We start from the raw sequence: 13,349 nt of genomic DNA on the forward strand, positions 1-13,349 counted from the left end.
GTCCCAGCCGAAGACCCCATCGAAGATCCCACCGAAAGCGCACATGGACACGCCTCCGCCCCAGACCGAGCCCACCGAGCCCACCGCCGCGGACATCGCCGCCTTCAAGGAGCAGCTGGGCCGCCCGCCGCGCGGCCTGCGGGCCATCGCCCACCGCTGCCCCTGCGGTCAGCCCGACGTCGTCGAGACGGCCCCGCGCCTGGAGGACGGCACGCCGTTCCCGACGCTGTACTACCTGACGTGCCCGCGCGCGGCCTCCGCCATCGGCACGCTGGAGGCCAACGGCGTGATGAAGGAGATGACCGAGCGGCTGGCCACCGACCCCGAGCTGGCCGCCGCCTACCGCGCCGCCCACGAGGACTACATCCGGCGCCGCGACGCCATCGAGGTCCTCCAGGGCTTCCCCAGCGCCGGCGGCATGCCGGACCGCGTCAAGTGCCTGCACGTCCTCGTCGGCCACTCCCTCGCGGCCGGCCCCGGCGTCAACCCGCTCGGCGACGAGGCGATCGCGATGCTGCCCGAGTGGTGGCGCAAGGGCCCCTGCGTGAGCCCCTGCCAGGAGGCCGCCGCCGAAGGAGCCGCCGAATGACCCGGGTCGCCGCCGTCGACTGCGGCACCAACTCCATCCGTCTGCTGGTCGCCGACGTCGATGCGGCCACCGGTGAGCTGACCGAGCTGGACCGCCGGATGCAGATCGTCCGCCTCGGCCAGGGCGTGGACCGCACCGGGCGGCTCGCCCCCGAGGCGCTGGAGCGGACCTTCGCCGCCTGCCGCGAGTACGCCGCGGTCATCAAGGAGCTGGGCGCCGAGCGCACCCGCTTCGTGGCGACCTCCGCCTCCCGCGACGCGGAGAACCGCGACGACTTCGTGCGCGGCGTGGTGGACATCCTGGGCGTCGAGCCCGAGGTCATCACCGGCGACCAGGAGGCGGAGTTCTCCTTCAACGGCGCGACGCGGGAGCTGACCGGCCGCCCCGATCTCGCCCGCCCCTACCTCGTCGTCGACATCGGCGGCGGCTCCACCGAGTTCGTCCTCGGCGACGGCTCCGTCCGGGCCGCCCGCTCCGTCGACATAGGCTGCGTGCGGATGACCGAGCGGCACCTGGTGCGCGACGGCGAGATCAGCGACCCGCCGGCCGCCGACCGGATCGCCGCGATCAGGGCCGACACGGCCGCCGCCCTCGACGAGGCAGAGGCCGCCGTCCCGCTCCGCGAGGCCGCCACCCTCGTCGGACTGGCCGGCTCGGTCACCACCGTCGCCGCCATCGCCCTCGGCCTCGACCACTACGACTCGGCGGCCGTCCACCACTCCCGCATCTCCCGCGCCCGCGTCGCGGAGATCACCGACCGCCTGGTCACCTCCACCCACGCCGAACGCGCCGCGATCCCGGTCATCCACCCGGGCCGCGTCGACGTCATCGCCGCCGGCGCCCTCGTCCTCCTGGAGATCATGGACCGCACGGGCGCCGAGGAGGTCGTGGTCAGCGAGCACGACATCCTCGACGGCATCGCCTGGAGCCTGGCCTGAGCCACCCCGGACGGTCCGCACGGCCCCTGCCGCCTTGGGGTGGCGGGGGCCGTCGTGTTCACCGGGTGCGGCCCCTTTCTCACGGGGATTCAGCTCCTTCTGGCACCCCGCCGCGCGGCGCCCCCGAAAAAGTTCGTGAAACTCTTCACATGAAAAAGGTGGCCGACGGCCGAAGAAAGGGGCCCTACGGGCCTCAATCGAAGGTCCTAGGACCTCTTGAGGCGGGGAATGTGCGGCAGAGCGCGGGCGGTGCCGGTGCTCACCCGGTGTGTGGTTCGGTCGCCCCTGGGTTCACAAGCCCTGATCACAAGGGGTCTCAACGGGCCGCGGCGGCGAGTGGTTCCCCGGAAGTGGTATGGCGTCCGTCACGGGGGCGGCGCAGTGTAGCAGACACCCCTTTGGTTCTTGTGAAGGGGCTCACGAGCAGCCCCCCAAGGGGAGGTGGATACTCGATTGCATGAGCACCACGGAGCGTCCCAGGATCCTCGTTGTAGGCGGTGGGTACGTAGGTTTGTACGCGGCGCGTCGCATCCTCAAGAAGATGCGGTACGGCGAGGCGACCGTCACGGTCGTCGACCCGCGCTCGTACATGACGTACCAGCCCTTCCTCCCTGAAGCTGCGGCCGGCAGCATCTCCCCGCGCCACGTCGTGGTTCCGCTGCGGCGTGTGCTGCCCAAGGCGGAGGTTCTCACCGGCCGGGTGACCACCATCGACCAGGACCGCAAGGTCGCCACCGTCGCGCCGCTCGTCGGCGAGGCGTACGAGCTGCCCTTCGACTACCTGGTCATCGCGATGGGCGCGGTCTCCCGTACCTTCCCGATCCCCGGCCTCGCCGAGAACGGCATCGGCATGAAGGGCGTCGAGGAGGCCATCGGGCTGCGCAACCACGTGCTGGAGCAGCTGGACAAGGCCGACTCCACCACCGACGAGGAGGTCCGCCGCAAGGCGCTGACCTTCGTCTTCATCGGCGGCGGCTTCGCCGGTGCGGAGACCGTCGGCGAGGTCGAGGACATGGCCCGCGACGCTGCGAAGTACTACAACAACGTCAAGCGCGAAGACATGCGCTTCCTGCTGGTCGACGTCGCCGACAAGATCCTCCCCGAGGTCGGTCCGAAGCTCGGTGCGTACGGCAAGGCGCACCTTGAGGGCCGTGGCGTCGAGGTCTACCTCAAGACCGGCATGGACTCCTGCGTCGACGGTCACGTCGTGCTCAACAACGGCCTTGAGGTCGACTCGAACACCATCGTGTGGACCGCTGGTGTCAAGCCGAACCCGGCGCTGGGCCGCTTCGGTCTGCCGCTGGGTCCGCGCGGCCACGTCGACACCGCCGCCACCCTCCAGGTGCAGGGCACCGACTACATCTGGGCCGCGGGCGACAACGCCCAGGTGCCGGACATGGTCGGCCGCCGGGCCGGCAACGAGAACGCCTGGTGCCCGCCGAACGCCCAGCACGCGCTGCGTCAGGCGAAGGTCCTCGGCGACAACGTGGTCTCCGGCATGCGGGGCTTCCCGCAGAAGGAGTACAGCCACGCCAACAAGGGCGCCGTGGCGGGCCTGGGCCTGCACAAGGGCGTCGCGATGATCGTCGTCGGCAAGGCGAAGATCAAGCTCAAGGGCCGTCTCGCCTGGTACATGCACCGCGCGTACCACGGCATGGCGATGCCGACGTTCAACCGCAAGATCCGGGTCTTCGCCGACTGGACGCTCGCGATGTTCCTCAAGCGCGAGGTCGTCTCGCTCAGCGCCATGCAGAACCCCCGCGAGGAGTTCTACGAGGCCGCCAAGCCGGCGCCGAAGCCCGCCGCCGAGGCCGACAAGCCGAAGGCCAAGGCTTCTTGATCTCCAGGCCGGAGTAGTCCGGTCGGCCCGAAGGGCGTCCGCCATCCGTGGGGCGGGCGCCCTTCGGCATGTCCGCCGTCGGAGCCGTGACGCGCTTTACCGTCCCCTTACGCGGGAACGGGACTATCCGGGCGCCTGCACGGCGTTTACGTGGTCGGTGAAAGTGTTTCGCCGACTCGTCAAGACGGAGGTGTGCGACATGGCCGACGCCGCTGGACGGCTCACCAAGCTCGCCGAGGAGGTGCTGGGGGCGAAGCTCCCGGTCCGCATCCGCGCGTGGGACCGCAGCGAGTTCGGCCCGCCGGGCGCCCCGGTTCTCGTCTTCCGCAACCGCCGCGCACTGCGCCGCCTGCTCTTCAAACCCGGCGAACTCGGCCTGGCCCGCGCCTGGGTCGCCGGTGACCTCGACATCGAGGGCGATCTCTACGAGGCGCTCGACCTGCTGGCCGGCCTCATCTGGGAGCGCGGCACCGCCGCCCCCGCGCCGCGGCGCGCGCCCCTGCTGCGGGCCCTGGCGCGGCCCGAGATCCGCGCGGCGGCCAAGGAGTTGCTGACCCTCGCGGGCGCCCCGCTGCCGCCGTCCCCGCCCGCCGAGGAGGCCCGCACCCGCCGCGGTCCGCTCCACACGCTGCTGCGCGACAAGGAAGCCATCAGCCACCACTACGACGTCGGCAACGACTTCTACGCGCTGGTGCTCGGCCCGTCGATGGTCTACTCGTGCGCGTACTGGGAGAGCCCCGACGCGACGCTGGAGCAGGCGCAGCGCGACAAGCTCGACCTGATCTGCCGCAAGCTCGGCCTCGCCGAGGGGCAGCGGCTCCTTGACGTGGGCTGCGGCTGGGGCTCGATGGTGTTGCACGCCGCCCGCGAGTACGGCGTCCGGGCCGTCGGCATCACCCTCTCCGAGGAGCAGGCGGCGTACGCCCGTAAGCGGGTCGCGGAGGAGGGGCTGGCCGACCGGGTGGAGATCCGGGTGCAGGACTACCGCGAGATCCATGACGAGCCGTTCGACGCGATCTCCTCGATCGGCATGGCCGAGCACGTCGGGCGGGCCCGCTACGCCGAGTACGCGAGCGCCCTGTACGCCCTGCTCAAGCCCGGCGGGCGGCTGCTCAACCACCAGATCGCCCGGCGGCCGCTGGACGACGAGGACACCTACCACGTCGACGAGTTCATCGACCGGTACGTCTTCCCCGACGGTGAGCTGGCGCCCGTCGGCCGGACCGCGGGTGCGCTGGAGGACGCCGGGTTCGAGGTGCGGGACGTCGAGGTGCTGCGGGAGCACTACGCGCTGACGCTGCGGCGCTGGGTGGCCAATCTGGAGGCCCGCTGGAAGGAGGCGGTGCGGCTGACGACGCCGGGCCGGGCCCGGGTGTGGCGGCTGTACATGGCCGCGTCCGCGCTGTCCTTCGAGCGCAACCGCATAGGGGTCAACCAGGTGCTCGCCGTGCGGACGCCGGACTCCGGGGCGTCGGGGCTGCCGCTGCGCCCGCGCGTCTGGCAGGGCTGAGCGCATGCAGGAGGGCCCCGGACCGCGTACGGTCCGGGGCCCTTCTGGTGTTCCGGCTGCTACTCCGCCTTGAGGGCGGCGAGCATGTTCAGCTTCGCCGCGCGGCGGGCCGGCCACAGGGCGGCGACCACGCCGACCAGCGCGGCCAGGGCTAGGAAGATGCCCATCCGGCCCCAGGGCAGCACCAGTTCGTAGGTGGTGAGCGAGGCGGAGATCAGCTCACCGGCGGCCCAGCCGAAGAAGACGCCGAGGCCGATGCCGAGCACACCGCCGAAGAGCGAGATGACCAGGGACTCCAGGCGGACCATCCGCTTGACGCCGGTGCGGTCCAGGCCGATGGCGCGGAGCATGCCGATCTCCTGGGAGCGCTCGAAGACCGACATGGCCAGCGTGTTGACGACGCCGAGCACGGCGACGATCACGGCCATGGCGAGCAGCGCGTAGAGCATGTTCAGCAGCAGGTTGACGGACTGGGAGATGCCGTCGGAGACGTCCTTGCGGTCCTCGACGCTCAGGGCCGGGTTCTTGCCCAGCGCGTCGATCAGCTGCTGCTTGGTGGCGTCGGTGGCGCCGCCCGCGGTCTTGAGCAGCACCTTCTCGTCGGTGGCGTGCTTCTGATGGGCGCCCAGGACGCCGTTGTCGACGATGATCTGCTGGATCATCTCGTTGCCGCGGTAGACGCCGGAGACGGTCAGGGTCTCCCGCTTGCCGTCCTCGAACGTCACCGGGACGCGGGCGCCGACGTTCCAGCCCCGCTCCTTCGCGGTGCCCTCGTCGGCGACGATGCCGCCGGCGGCGAGGTCGCCGAGGGAACCGGAGGTGAAGTCCAGGCGGGTCAGCTCGCCGAAGTCCTTGCCGTTGACGCCGGTCAGATAGGCGGTCCGGCCGCCGATCTCGGCCTCGGAGCTGCGCAGCGGGCTGACGGCGGTGACCTCGTCGAGGCCGCCGAGCTTCTGCGCCACCTGCGGGGAGAGCTGGGTGAGGCCGGCCATGGAGACGACGTAGTCGGCCTTGAGCGAGTCGACGGCCATCTTGTCGATGCCCTTCTGGACGCTGTTCCCGATCACCGTCAGACCGGTGATCAGGGTCAGGCCGACCATCAGGGCGGAGGCGGTGGCGGCGGTGCGGCGCGGGTTGCGGAGCGCGTTCTGCCGGGCGAGGTGGCCGGCGACGCCGAACACCCGCAGCAGCGGGGCGGCCAGCGCGATCAGCGGGCGGGAGAGCAGCGGCGTCAGGACGAACACGCCGACCAGCAGCAGCACCGCGCCCAGGCCCATCATGAACTTGCCGTCGCCCATGCCGGTGGCGGCAAGTACGGCGGCGGCGCCGGCGCCGGCGAGGAGCGCACCGATGGTGTTGCGGACGACCAGGGACTTGGTGGTGGCCGTGGCGTGGACGCTGTTCATCGCGGCGACCGGCGGGATCTTCGCGGCGCGGCGGCCCGGCAGCCAGGCGGCGAGGACGGTCACGCCGATGCCGACCACCAGCGAGGTGACGACGGTGGAGACGTCGACGACGAGCGGGCCGTCGGGGACGATCGCGCCGGTGCCGCTCATCAGGGCGCGCATCGCGGCGCCGATGCCGATGCCGGCGGCCAGGCCCGTGACGGCGGCGGCCGCGCCGACGACGAAGGCCTCGATCAGCACCGAGCGGGTGACCTGGCGGCGGCTGGCGCCGACCGCGCGCAGCAGCGCCAGTTCCTTGGTGCGCTGGGCGACCAGCATGGTGAAGGTGTTGGCGATCAGGAAGATGCCGACGAAGAGCGCGATGCCGGCGAAGCCCAGCAGGCCGGTCTGCATGCTCTCCATGCTCTTGGCGATCTGCTCGGCCTCGTCGTCGGCGAGCTGCCGGCCGGTGGTGGCCTCGGCGCCCTTGGCGGGCAGCACCGTGCGGATCTGCGACTCCAGGGCGCTCTGCGAGGTGCCCGGGGCGGCCTTGACGTGGATCTCGTTGTACTTGCCGGGGGCGAGCAGCTGCTTCTGGGCCGTGGCGTTGTCGAACAGCGCGAGGCTGCCGCCGGCCGAGACGTTGCCGTCGGTGGTGGTGAAGATGCCGGTCAGCCGGGTCTCGTGGACCGTTCCGTCGAAGGAGATCCGGACGGTGTCGCCGACCTTGTACCCGGCCTTGTCGGCGGTACGGGCGTCCAGGGCGATCTGGCCGGCGCCGTGCGGGGCGGCGCCGTCGCGCATCGGGTAGCGGGCGTCCTTGCCGTCGGCGCCGGGGAAGTAGTTGCCGCCGCGGGTGGAGAAGCCGGTGCCGACCAGCTTGCCGTGGCGGTCGGCGATGGCGGTGAAGCCGGTGACGGTGCCGGTGGCAGAGGCGGCGCCGGGCACGTGGGCGGCCGCGTCGAGCAGCTTCTGGTCGAGGGCGGGGCGGGCGCCGGGGCCGGAGTCGGCGCCGCGGGGCTGGATGGCCACGTCGACGTCGGCGTAGCCCTCCCGGGCGCTGGAGCGCAGGGCGTCGGAGATGGTGGAGGTGAAGACGAGGGTGCCGGAGACGAAGGCGACGCCGAGCATGACGGCGAGGACGGTCATCAGCAGCCGGGCCTTGTGCGCGAGGACGTTGCGCAGGGCGGTACGGAGCATGGGTCAGTAGTCCTGGGGGAGTGGTCCGAAGTGCGGGCGGCGGGGCGTCAGTTGGTACGGCCCTTGGCGTCGAAGCCCTTCATGCGTTCCAGGACCAGGTCGGCGGTGGGGTCGGGCATGTCGTCGACGATGCGGCCGTCGGCGAGGAAGACGACGCGGTCGGCGTAGGAGGCGGCGGCCGGGTCGTGGGTGACCATGACCACGGTCTGGCCCAGCTCGCGGACGGAGTTGCGCAGGAAGCCCAGGACCTCGGCGCCGGAGCGGGAGTCGAGGTTGCCGGTCGGCTCGTCCGCGAAGATGATCTCGGGCCGGGAGGCGAGGGCGCGGGCGACGGCGACGCGCTGCTGCTGGCCGCCGGAGAGCTGGCCGGGCCGGTGCTTGAGGCGGCCGCTGAGGCCGACGGTCTCCACGACGCGGTCCAGCCAGGCGCGGTCGGGCCTGCGGCCCGCGATGTCCATCGGGAGGGTGATGTTCTCCAGCGCCGTCAGGGTCGGCAGCAGGTTGAACGCCTGGAAGATGAAGCCGATCTTGTCGCGTCGCAGCTGGGTGAGCTTCTTGTCCTTCAGCCCGGTCAGCTCGGTGTCCCCGATCCGGGCGCTGCCGCCGGAGATCGTGTCCAGCCCCGCCATGCAGTGCATCAGCGTCGACTTGCCGGACCCGGAGGGGCCCATGATCGCGGTGAACTGCGCCTGGTGGAACGTGACGGAGACGGCGTCGAGGGCGACCACCCGGGTCTCGCCCTCTCCGTAGACCTTGGTGAGATCCGTCGCGCGGGCGGCCGCCGCGGTGGTGCGGGGGGCGGTGGGGACGCCGGAGGGGATGGTGGTCACGGAAGGGTGCTCCTACTTCGAAACGGTGCGGCCGGCGGCCGCGGCCTGGGGACCCTTCCATCGTCGGCCCGGCGAAGTGCCCGCCGTGTCAGCCCGGACGGCCGACCTGGACCAGCCCTGGGGCGTATCGGGTGGGTCGGCCGTCATCCCTGGGTATGAGGGCGGCCCCTGAGGCGGACGCCCGGTTCCAGGGGGCGCGGGGGCGCGGGGCGGGCCGGGCGGCGGGTGTCCGGACCGGTGGAATTCGTGCCGGAGTGTCGGCCGAGCACATATCGGGGCGGGTTGGCGAGGCGGTACGGCGACTTTCCGTCATTTCGGGGCCCGAACGTGTTTCAGGACGTTACGCCGGAGGTGTGCCGCAGGCATGTGACAACAGCCCGAGGTAGTGGCTGACGCACCCTCAGTTGCCAATAAAATAAGACAACCTCGGGATGAGCGGCCGGGGGCCAGGCGGCCTGCGGGCTACGCTCGTGTTGCCTCTGTGGGGGCATGGGGGAGTCCACGCCCGGATGGTGGAATGCAGACACGGCGAGCTTAAACCTCGCTGGCCTTCGGGCCGTGCCGGTTCAAGTCCGGCTCCGGGCACTTCCGGCAATCGGCCGCCCGTTCCGAAGGGTTTTCCCGGGCCTTGCGCCGTGCCGCACATACCCTGACACATCCCGTTCACACTCCGCTCCGGCGGCGCCCGTCCGCCGCCGCCCGTCCGCCGCGTTCTCCCTGCCCGGACGGCCGGTGCCCGGCGCGGCGCGGTCGCTCCGCCGGGCGCGCCGCGCCGCGTGACCGGACGGCCCGGGTACCGCTTCCGGAGAAATGCGGCAGGCGTTTGGCGGGGACGCCCCTTCCTTCCCGCGAGCCTTTCCGTGACCGTACGAATCCGTAGGGTGACGCCGTGGCGTGCGGGCTTTGCGGTCGCGTCGTGATCCGGCGCCGGATATCGGGCCGAAGGCCGTGTGCGGGTGATTTCCGGGAGGCGTTCCGCGGTATTTCGCATTCGCTCGTTCCGGGGAATTCGCCGCCCCGCCGACCGGATTTCGCCCGCCCGCGGAGAAGCGCGGCTTGACCCCGCCCGCAGGCGCCCCCGTCGGTCCGCGCGGTTTGGGGGCGGTGGCGCGCGGCCGTCGAATTCCCGGTGGGCGGCCCATCCGGGGTGCGGCCCGTGCGCCGGGGTGCCGGGTCCCGGACGTCGCGTCAACCGTGCGTATTGTGAGTCTTTGTCGGATTTAAGCGTACTGAGGACGGTGGCTTACGGCATGGAACTCTCCTTCCTGCGTCCCCTCTACACGGAGGGGGCTCCGGTCGCCTCGGTGTACCTCGACACCACACGCGCGGTGCCGGACGCGGACGAGCGCATCGCCACCCGCTGGCGGACCGCGCGGCGCACGCTGGCCGAGCACGGCGCGGACGAGGCGACGCTCGAAGCGCTGGACGCCACGGTCGGCGGCGTGCCCGACCTGCCCGGACCCCAGGGCGAGGCGCTGTTCGCCGCCGACGGACGGCTGCTCGGCGTCTTCACCCTGACCGAGCCGCCCGCCGCCGACCGGGCGCTCTGGGCGCCGGTGCCGGACCCGCTGCTGCTCGCCTTCGACCGCGACCACCAGGTGCCGCACGTGGTCGTCGCGGTGGACCGGGAGGGCGCCGACGTCGAGGGATACCCGGCCGCCGCCCACGAACCGGCCTTCCGCCGCACCTTCAACGGCAGCACCCTGCACATCACCCGCGTCCGCGCCGGCGCCGAGGCCCAGGCGTCGTTCCACCGGCGCACCGTCAACGTCTGGTCCGAGAACACCGAGCAGGCGGCGCAGGACGTGCGCGCCGCCGTCGACGCGGTGGGCGCCCAGGTCGCGCTGGTCGCCGGCGACCCGAAGGCGTTCGGGCTGCTGCGCGACCATCTGGAGCCGCTGCCGGCGTCGTTGGTGAAGGTGGGCGGCGGCCGTACCGATGCGCAGTCCCGCGCGGCGCTGCGCGAGGCGGCCGACGCCGCGCTCCACGAGATTTCGGCCGAGTCCCACCGTGAGGCCTTGCGGCAGCTGGAGGAGGCCCTCGCCGGCGGACGCGCCCTCCAGGGCATCCCGGCGGTGAAGGAGGCCCTCGCCGAGGGCCGGGTGGACACCCTCTTCATGGCGCCGCCCGAGGGCATCTGGGACGTCCCCCTCTTCGCCTCGGAGCGCAACCCCCGGGCCCTGGCGACCGACCGGGCGGCCCTCGGCAACGACCCGACGGTCTTCGAGGCGCCCGCACCGCTCCTGCTGCTGCGCGCGGCGGTGCTCGGCGACGCGTCCTTCAGCGAGATCCTGCCGCCGACCGAGTGCACCGACGGCGTGGCCGCCCTGCTGCGCTACTGAGCCGCACACCACCCGCCCGGCGGCGTCCGGGGCGATCCGCCGCCGGGCCGGGCACGATCGCGGGCGGCCGTTCGTACTCCACGTGGTGCAGACGCGGCCCCGGCGGACGGGGAGAAATCGTGCTCAGGAAGTAGCCCCGTGTCTTTGCCAGGCCATTACTCTTGTGGCGAGGTCGCGCAGGGCGGCCATGGAGGAGTGAGGATGAGGAGCAGCAACCCGGTCTTCTCGCGACGGGGGTTCAGCCGCGACACCGGCTACGCGGGCTTCAACGCGCCGCCGCAGGCCGGGGGCGTCGGAGCCAACCCCTACGCCGGGGCCAACCCGTACGCACAGACCGCCACCCAGGCGCCGCAGCACACCCCGCAGACCCGCCCCATGACGATGGATGACGTCGTCGTGCGGACGGCGTTCACCCTCGGCACGGTCATCGTCGGCGCCGTCGTCGGCTGGCTGTATCTCTCGGAGAAGCTCGGCTTCGCCATCGGCGCCGGTCTCGCCGCGATGGTGCTGGGCTTCATCCAGTCCTTCAAGCAGAAGCCGTCGCCGGCGCTGATCCTGGGGTACGCGGCACTGGAGGGCGTCTTCCTCGGCGCGCTCAGCGGCAACCTCAACAGCCTGCCGAACATGAACGGCGCGCCGATGCAGGCGGTGCTGGGCACGATGGCGGTCTTCGTCACGATGCTCATCGCCTACAAGACGCGCATCGTGCGGGTCACCGCCCGCTTCACCCGCTTCCTGATGATCGCGACGATGGGCTTCGTGCTGCTGTCGCTGGTCAACGTGCTGTTCATGGTGTTCGGCGGCGGCGACGGCCTCGGCTTCCGCAGCGGCGGCCTCGGCATCGTCTTCGGCCTGGTCGGCGTCGTCCTCGGCGCGCTGTTCCTGGCGCTGGACTTCAAGCAGGTCGAGGACGGCATCGCCTACGGCGCCCCGCGTGAGGAGTCCTGGCTGGCGGCGTTCGGCCTGACGACGACGCTGGTGTGGATCTACATGGAGATGCTGCGGCTGATCTCGATCCTGCGCGACTGACGCGCTGACGCGACGTCACCCGGCCGCCCGGCCCGTCCGCCGGGACGGCCGTCCCGAAGCCCCGTGGGCCACCGCCCGCGGGGCTTCGGCGTTCCCGGACGCGGGCGCTGCTCCTGACTGCGTGCGCGCCGCCGTGCGCGGTCGCATAGGCTCGCGCCGTGCCTGACGTAACGCCATTGGTCCACGCCGTGGACGCCTTCGCCGACCGCCTCCGCTCGCTGCCGCAGAGCACCCTGCGCCGGGGGGCGGCCGCCGACGCGCTCGCCCTGGCGAGGGAGCTGACCGCCCGCGCCCAGCGCCTGGAGGCCCCGGACCGGGAGCCGTACGAGCTGCCCGACGCGGGGCTGTTCGCCGTCGGCGACCAGGTCGCCGTCGCCGGGCACGACCTCGTCGAGGCGCTGCGGAACGCGGAAACGGCCTCCGCCGGGGATGTGGCGGAGGCCGTGGCGCGGGTCGAGGAGACGGCGCGGCGCTGGTGAGGCGGGGCGGCGGCCCGGTGAGCGGGGCGCCGACGGACGGTCAGAGCGAGGCGATGACGCGGTCGGCCAGGAGGTAGACGCTCTCCTGCCGGTCCTCGCCCCAGGCGAACGTCAGGGCGTACGCACCGGCGATGGCGGAACCGCCCAGCAGCACCGGGGCGTGCCCCTCGCGCAGCGCCTCGGCGACGCTCTCGGACGTCTCGCGGTGGCCCGGCGTCAGACAGAGGGTGGTGCCGTCGGAGAAGACGTAGACGTCGAGGGTGCCCAGCGGGCCCGGGCGGACGTCGACCAGCGGCACGCTCCGCTCGGCCAGCTCCTCCAGGCGTGCCACCGTGCGCTCGTGGTCGGTGACGGCGGCGACCGGTGTGAAGTCCGGATGCGAGGGGTGCCGGCGGCGGGCCGCGGCCAGCTCCGCCGACTCGCCCTCCTCCGCCGTCTCCCACCCGTCGGCCCGCAGCGCGTCCGACGACTCCAGGGCGGGCTCCACGGCGGTGAACGGTTCCGGCACGGCGAACGGCTCCAGCGCGTCCGGGCCGAGCAGCGGCTCCAGACCGGCCAGGTCCGCCTGGCGCGGCAGGAACGGCCGCGCGTCGAACCGGTCGTCCGGCAGATCGCGCGGGTCCAGCGGGCTCTCCTCGCCGATGCCGGGCACCCCGCCCAGCAGCGACGGCGCGTCCGCGGCGTCCCGGGCCTCCTGCGCGGCCCAGAACGCCCGCGCCTCGGCCAGCTCCCGCTCCCGCTCCTCGGCGAGGGCGTCGGCGACCGCCGCGCGTATGTCCGCCAGCGGCGTCGCCCCGTCCGGGCCCTGCCGGGCGGCCGGGACCGCGCGGACCGCGTCGGCCCGGGCGGCGAGGGTCTCGCGGGTGGTCACCAGCTCCGTGCGCACGTCGGTGAGCTGGCGGCGCAGCCCCCGGACGGTGTGCAGCGCCGCGGCGCCCACCGCCACGGCGCAGGCCGCGGCCAGGAGCAGGACGAGGTCGACGACGCTCATGCGCCCTCCCCACGTCGCTCCGCGGCCCCGGCCGCGCGGGGCGCGCGCCCGTCGACGGCCCGGGCCCGGCCGGCGGCCGCGGAGGCGGCCCTGCTGCGTTCGCTGCGCTCGCTCACTGGTGTACTCCCCATAGCAGAAGGTCTTTCGACTTCTACCTCAGCCGGACGGGCGTCGGCGACCGCGCCCCGAGCGCTTTGTCCCGAAATAGTGGGGGGT

10 protein-coding genes and 1 tRNA gene are annotated in these 13,349 nt (G+C 72.7%); 8 read left to right on the forward strand and 3 right to left on the reverse strand.

All coding sequences use genetic code 11. The features are described from left to right. Positions 1 to 43 precede the first annotated feature (43 nt). The 4 genes from ABT345_RS07980 (at position 44) to ABT345_RS07995 (ending at position 4,877) form a co-directional block, all read left to right on the forward strand. Positions 44 to 589, forward strand: a complete 546-nt coding sequence (locus ABT345_RS07980; protein ID WP_345090583.1) for a DUF501 domain-containing protein — start codon at positions 44 to 46, stop codon at positions 587 to 589. Next, positions 586 to 1,527, forward strand: a complete 942-nt coding sequence (locus ABT345_RS07985) for a Ppx/GppA phosphatase family protein (protein WP_345090586.1) — start codon at positions 586 to 588, stop codon at positions 1,525 to 1,527. The genes ABT345_RS07980 and ABT345_RS07985 overlap by 4 nt, the downstream gene beginning before the upstream one ends. Before the next feature lie 457 nt (positions 1,528 to 1,984). Continuing rightward, the gene (locus ABT345_RS07990) at positions 1,985 to 3,367 is read left to right on the forward strand and encodes an NAD(P)/FAD-dependent oxidoreductase (protein WP_345090589.1); all 1,383 of its coding nucleotides are present in this window, start codon (positions 1,985 to 1,987) and stop codon (positions 3,365 to 3,367) included. 199 nt (positions 3,368 to 3,566) lie between these two features. Next, a complete protein-coding gene (locus tag ABT345_RS07995) occupies positions 3,567 to 4,877 on the forward strand; it encodes a class I SAM-dependent methyltransferase (RefSeq protein WP_345090592.1) in 1,311 nt (436 codons plus the stop codon). A 59-nt stretch (positions 4,878 to 4,936) separates the two neighbouring features. On the opposite strand, the gene ABT345_RS08000 is transcribed toward ABT345_RS07995, so the two are convergent. Together ABT345_RS08000 and ABT345_RS08005 are read right to left on the reverse strand one after the other, a co-directional pair. Further along, entirely contained in the window at positions 4,937 to 7,462 is a 2,526-nt protein-coding gene (locus ABT345_RS08000; RefSeq protein ID WP_345090595.1) for an ABC transporter permease, read from the reverse strand. A gap of 47 nt (positions 7,463 to 7,509) precedes the next feature. Then, entirely contained in the window at positions 7,510 to 8,292 is a 783-nt protein-coding gene (locus ABT345_RS08005) for an ABC transporter ATP-binding protein (protein ID WP_345090599.1), read from the reverse strand. Positions 8,293 to 8,795: 503 nt separating this feature from the next. Between ABT345_RS08005 and ABT345_RS08010 the strand changes: the two genes are divergently transcribed. The 4 genes from ABT345_RS08010 to ABT345_RS08025 all read left to right on the forward strand — a co-directional run bounded on the left by ABT345_RS08010 (position 8,796) and on the right by ABT345_RS08025 (position 12,142). Then, positions 8,796 to 8,877, forward strand: a tRNA-Leu gene (locus ABT345_RS08010). Between the two features lie 665 nt (positions 8,878 to 9,542). Further along, positions 9,543 to 10,634, forward strand: coding sequence for a baeRF2 domain-containing protein (locus ABT345_RS08015; protein WP_345090602.1), 1,092 nt, complete (start codon positions 9,543 to 9,545; stop codon positions 10,632 to 10,634). 201 nt (positions 10,635 to 10,835) lie between these two features. Then, the gene (locus ABT345_RS08020; protein ID WP_345090605.1) at positions 10,836 to 11,663 is read left to right on the forward strand and encodes a Bax inhibitor-1/YccA family protein; all 828 of its coding nucleotides are present in this window, start codon (positions 10,836 to 10,838) and stop codon (positions 11,661 to 11,663) included. Between the two features lie 158 nt (positions 11,664 to 11,821). Next, on the forward strand, positions 11,822 to 12,142 hold the full coding sequence (locus ABT345_RS08025) for a hypothetical protein (RefSeq protein WP_345090608.1): 321 nt from the start codon (positions 11,822 to 11,824) through the stop codon (positions 12,140 to 12,142). Positions 12,143 to 12,182: 40 nt separating this feature from the next. Here ABT345_RS08025 and ABT345_RS08030 read toward each other — a convergent pair whose 3' ends face one another. Continuing rightward, positions 12,183 to 13,133 carry a hypothetical protein gene (locus ABT345_RS08030; RefSeq protein ID WP_345090610.1) on the reverse strand — a complete coding sequence of 317 codons (951 nt, stop codon included), beginning with the start codon at positions 13,131 to 13,133 and terminating at the stop codon, positions 12,183 to 12,185. Between the last annotated feature and the right edge of the window lie 216 nt (positions 13,134 to 13,349).

This window comes from Streptomyces sp. NPDC000404, from assembly GCF_040300365.1.
GTDB lineage: Bacteria > Actinomycetota > Actinomycetes > Streptomycetales > Streptomycetaceae > Streptomyces > Streptomyces ramulosus.

What these genes read in the sequence shown, in the direction of transcription:
- ABT345_RS07980 (WP_345090583.1), top strand. Translation starts at nt 44, where the DNA reads ATGGACACGCCTCCGCCCCAGACCGAGCCCACCGAGCCCACCGCCGCG.
- ABT345_RS07985 (WP_345090586.1), top strand. Translation starts at nt 586, where the DNA reads ATGACCCGGGTCGCCGCCGTCGACTGCGGCACCAACTCCATCCGTCTG.
- ABT345_RS07990 (WP_345090589.1), top strand. Translation starts at nt 1,985, where the DNA reads ATGAGCACCACGGAGCGTCCCAGGATCCTCGTTGTAGGCGGTGGGTAC.
- ABT345_RS07995 (WP_345090592.1), top strand. Translation starts at nt 3,567, where the DNA reads ATGGCCGACGCCGCTGGACGGCTCACCAAGCTCGCCGAGGAGGTGCTG.
- ABT345_RS08000 (WP_345090595.1), bottom strand. Translation starts at nt 7,462, where the DNA reads ATGCTCCGTACCGCCCTGCGCAACGTCCTCGCGCACAAGGCCCGGCTG.
- ABT345_RS08015 (WP_345090602.1), top strand. Translation starts at nt 9,543, where the DNA reads ATGGAACTCTCCTTCCTGCGTCCCCTCTACACGGAGGGGGCTCCGGTC.
- ABT345_RS08020 (WP_345090605.1), top strand. Translation starts at nt 10,836, where the DNA reads ATGAGGAGCAGCAACCCGGTCTTCTCGCGACGGGGGTTCAGCCGCGAC.
- ABT345_RS08030 (WP_345090610.1), bottom strand. Translation starts at nt 13,133, where the DNA reads ATGAGCGTCGTCGACCTCGTCCTGCTCCTGGCCGCGGCCTGCGCCGTG.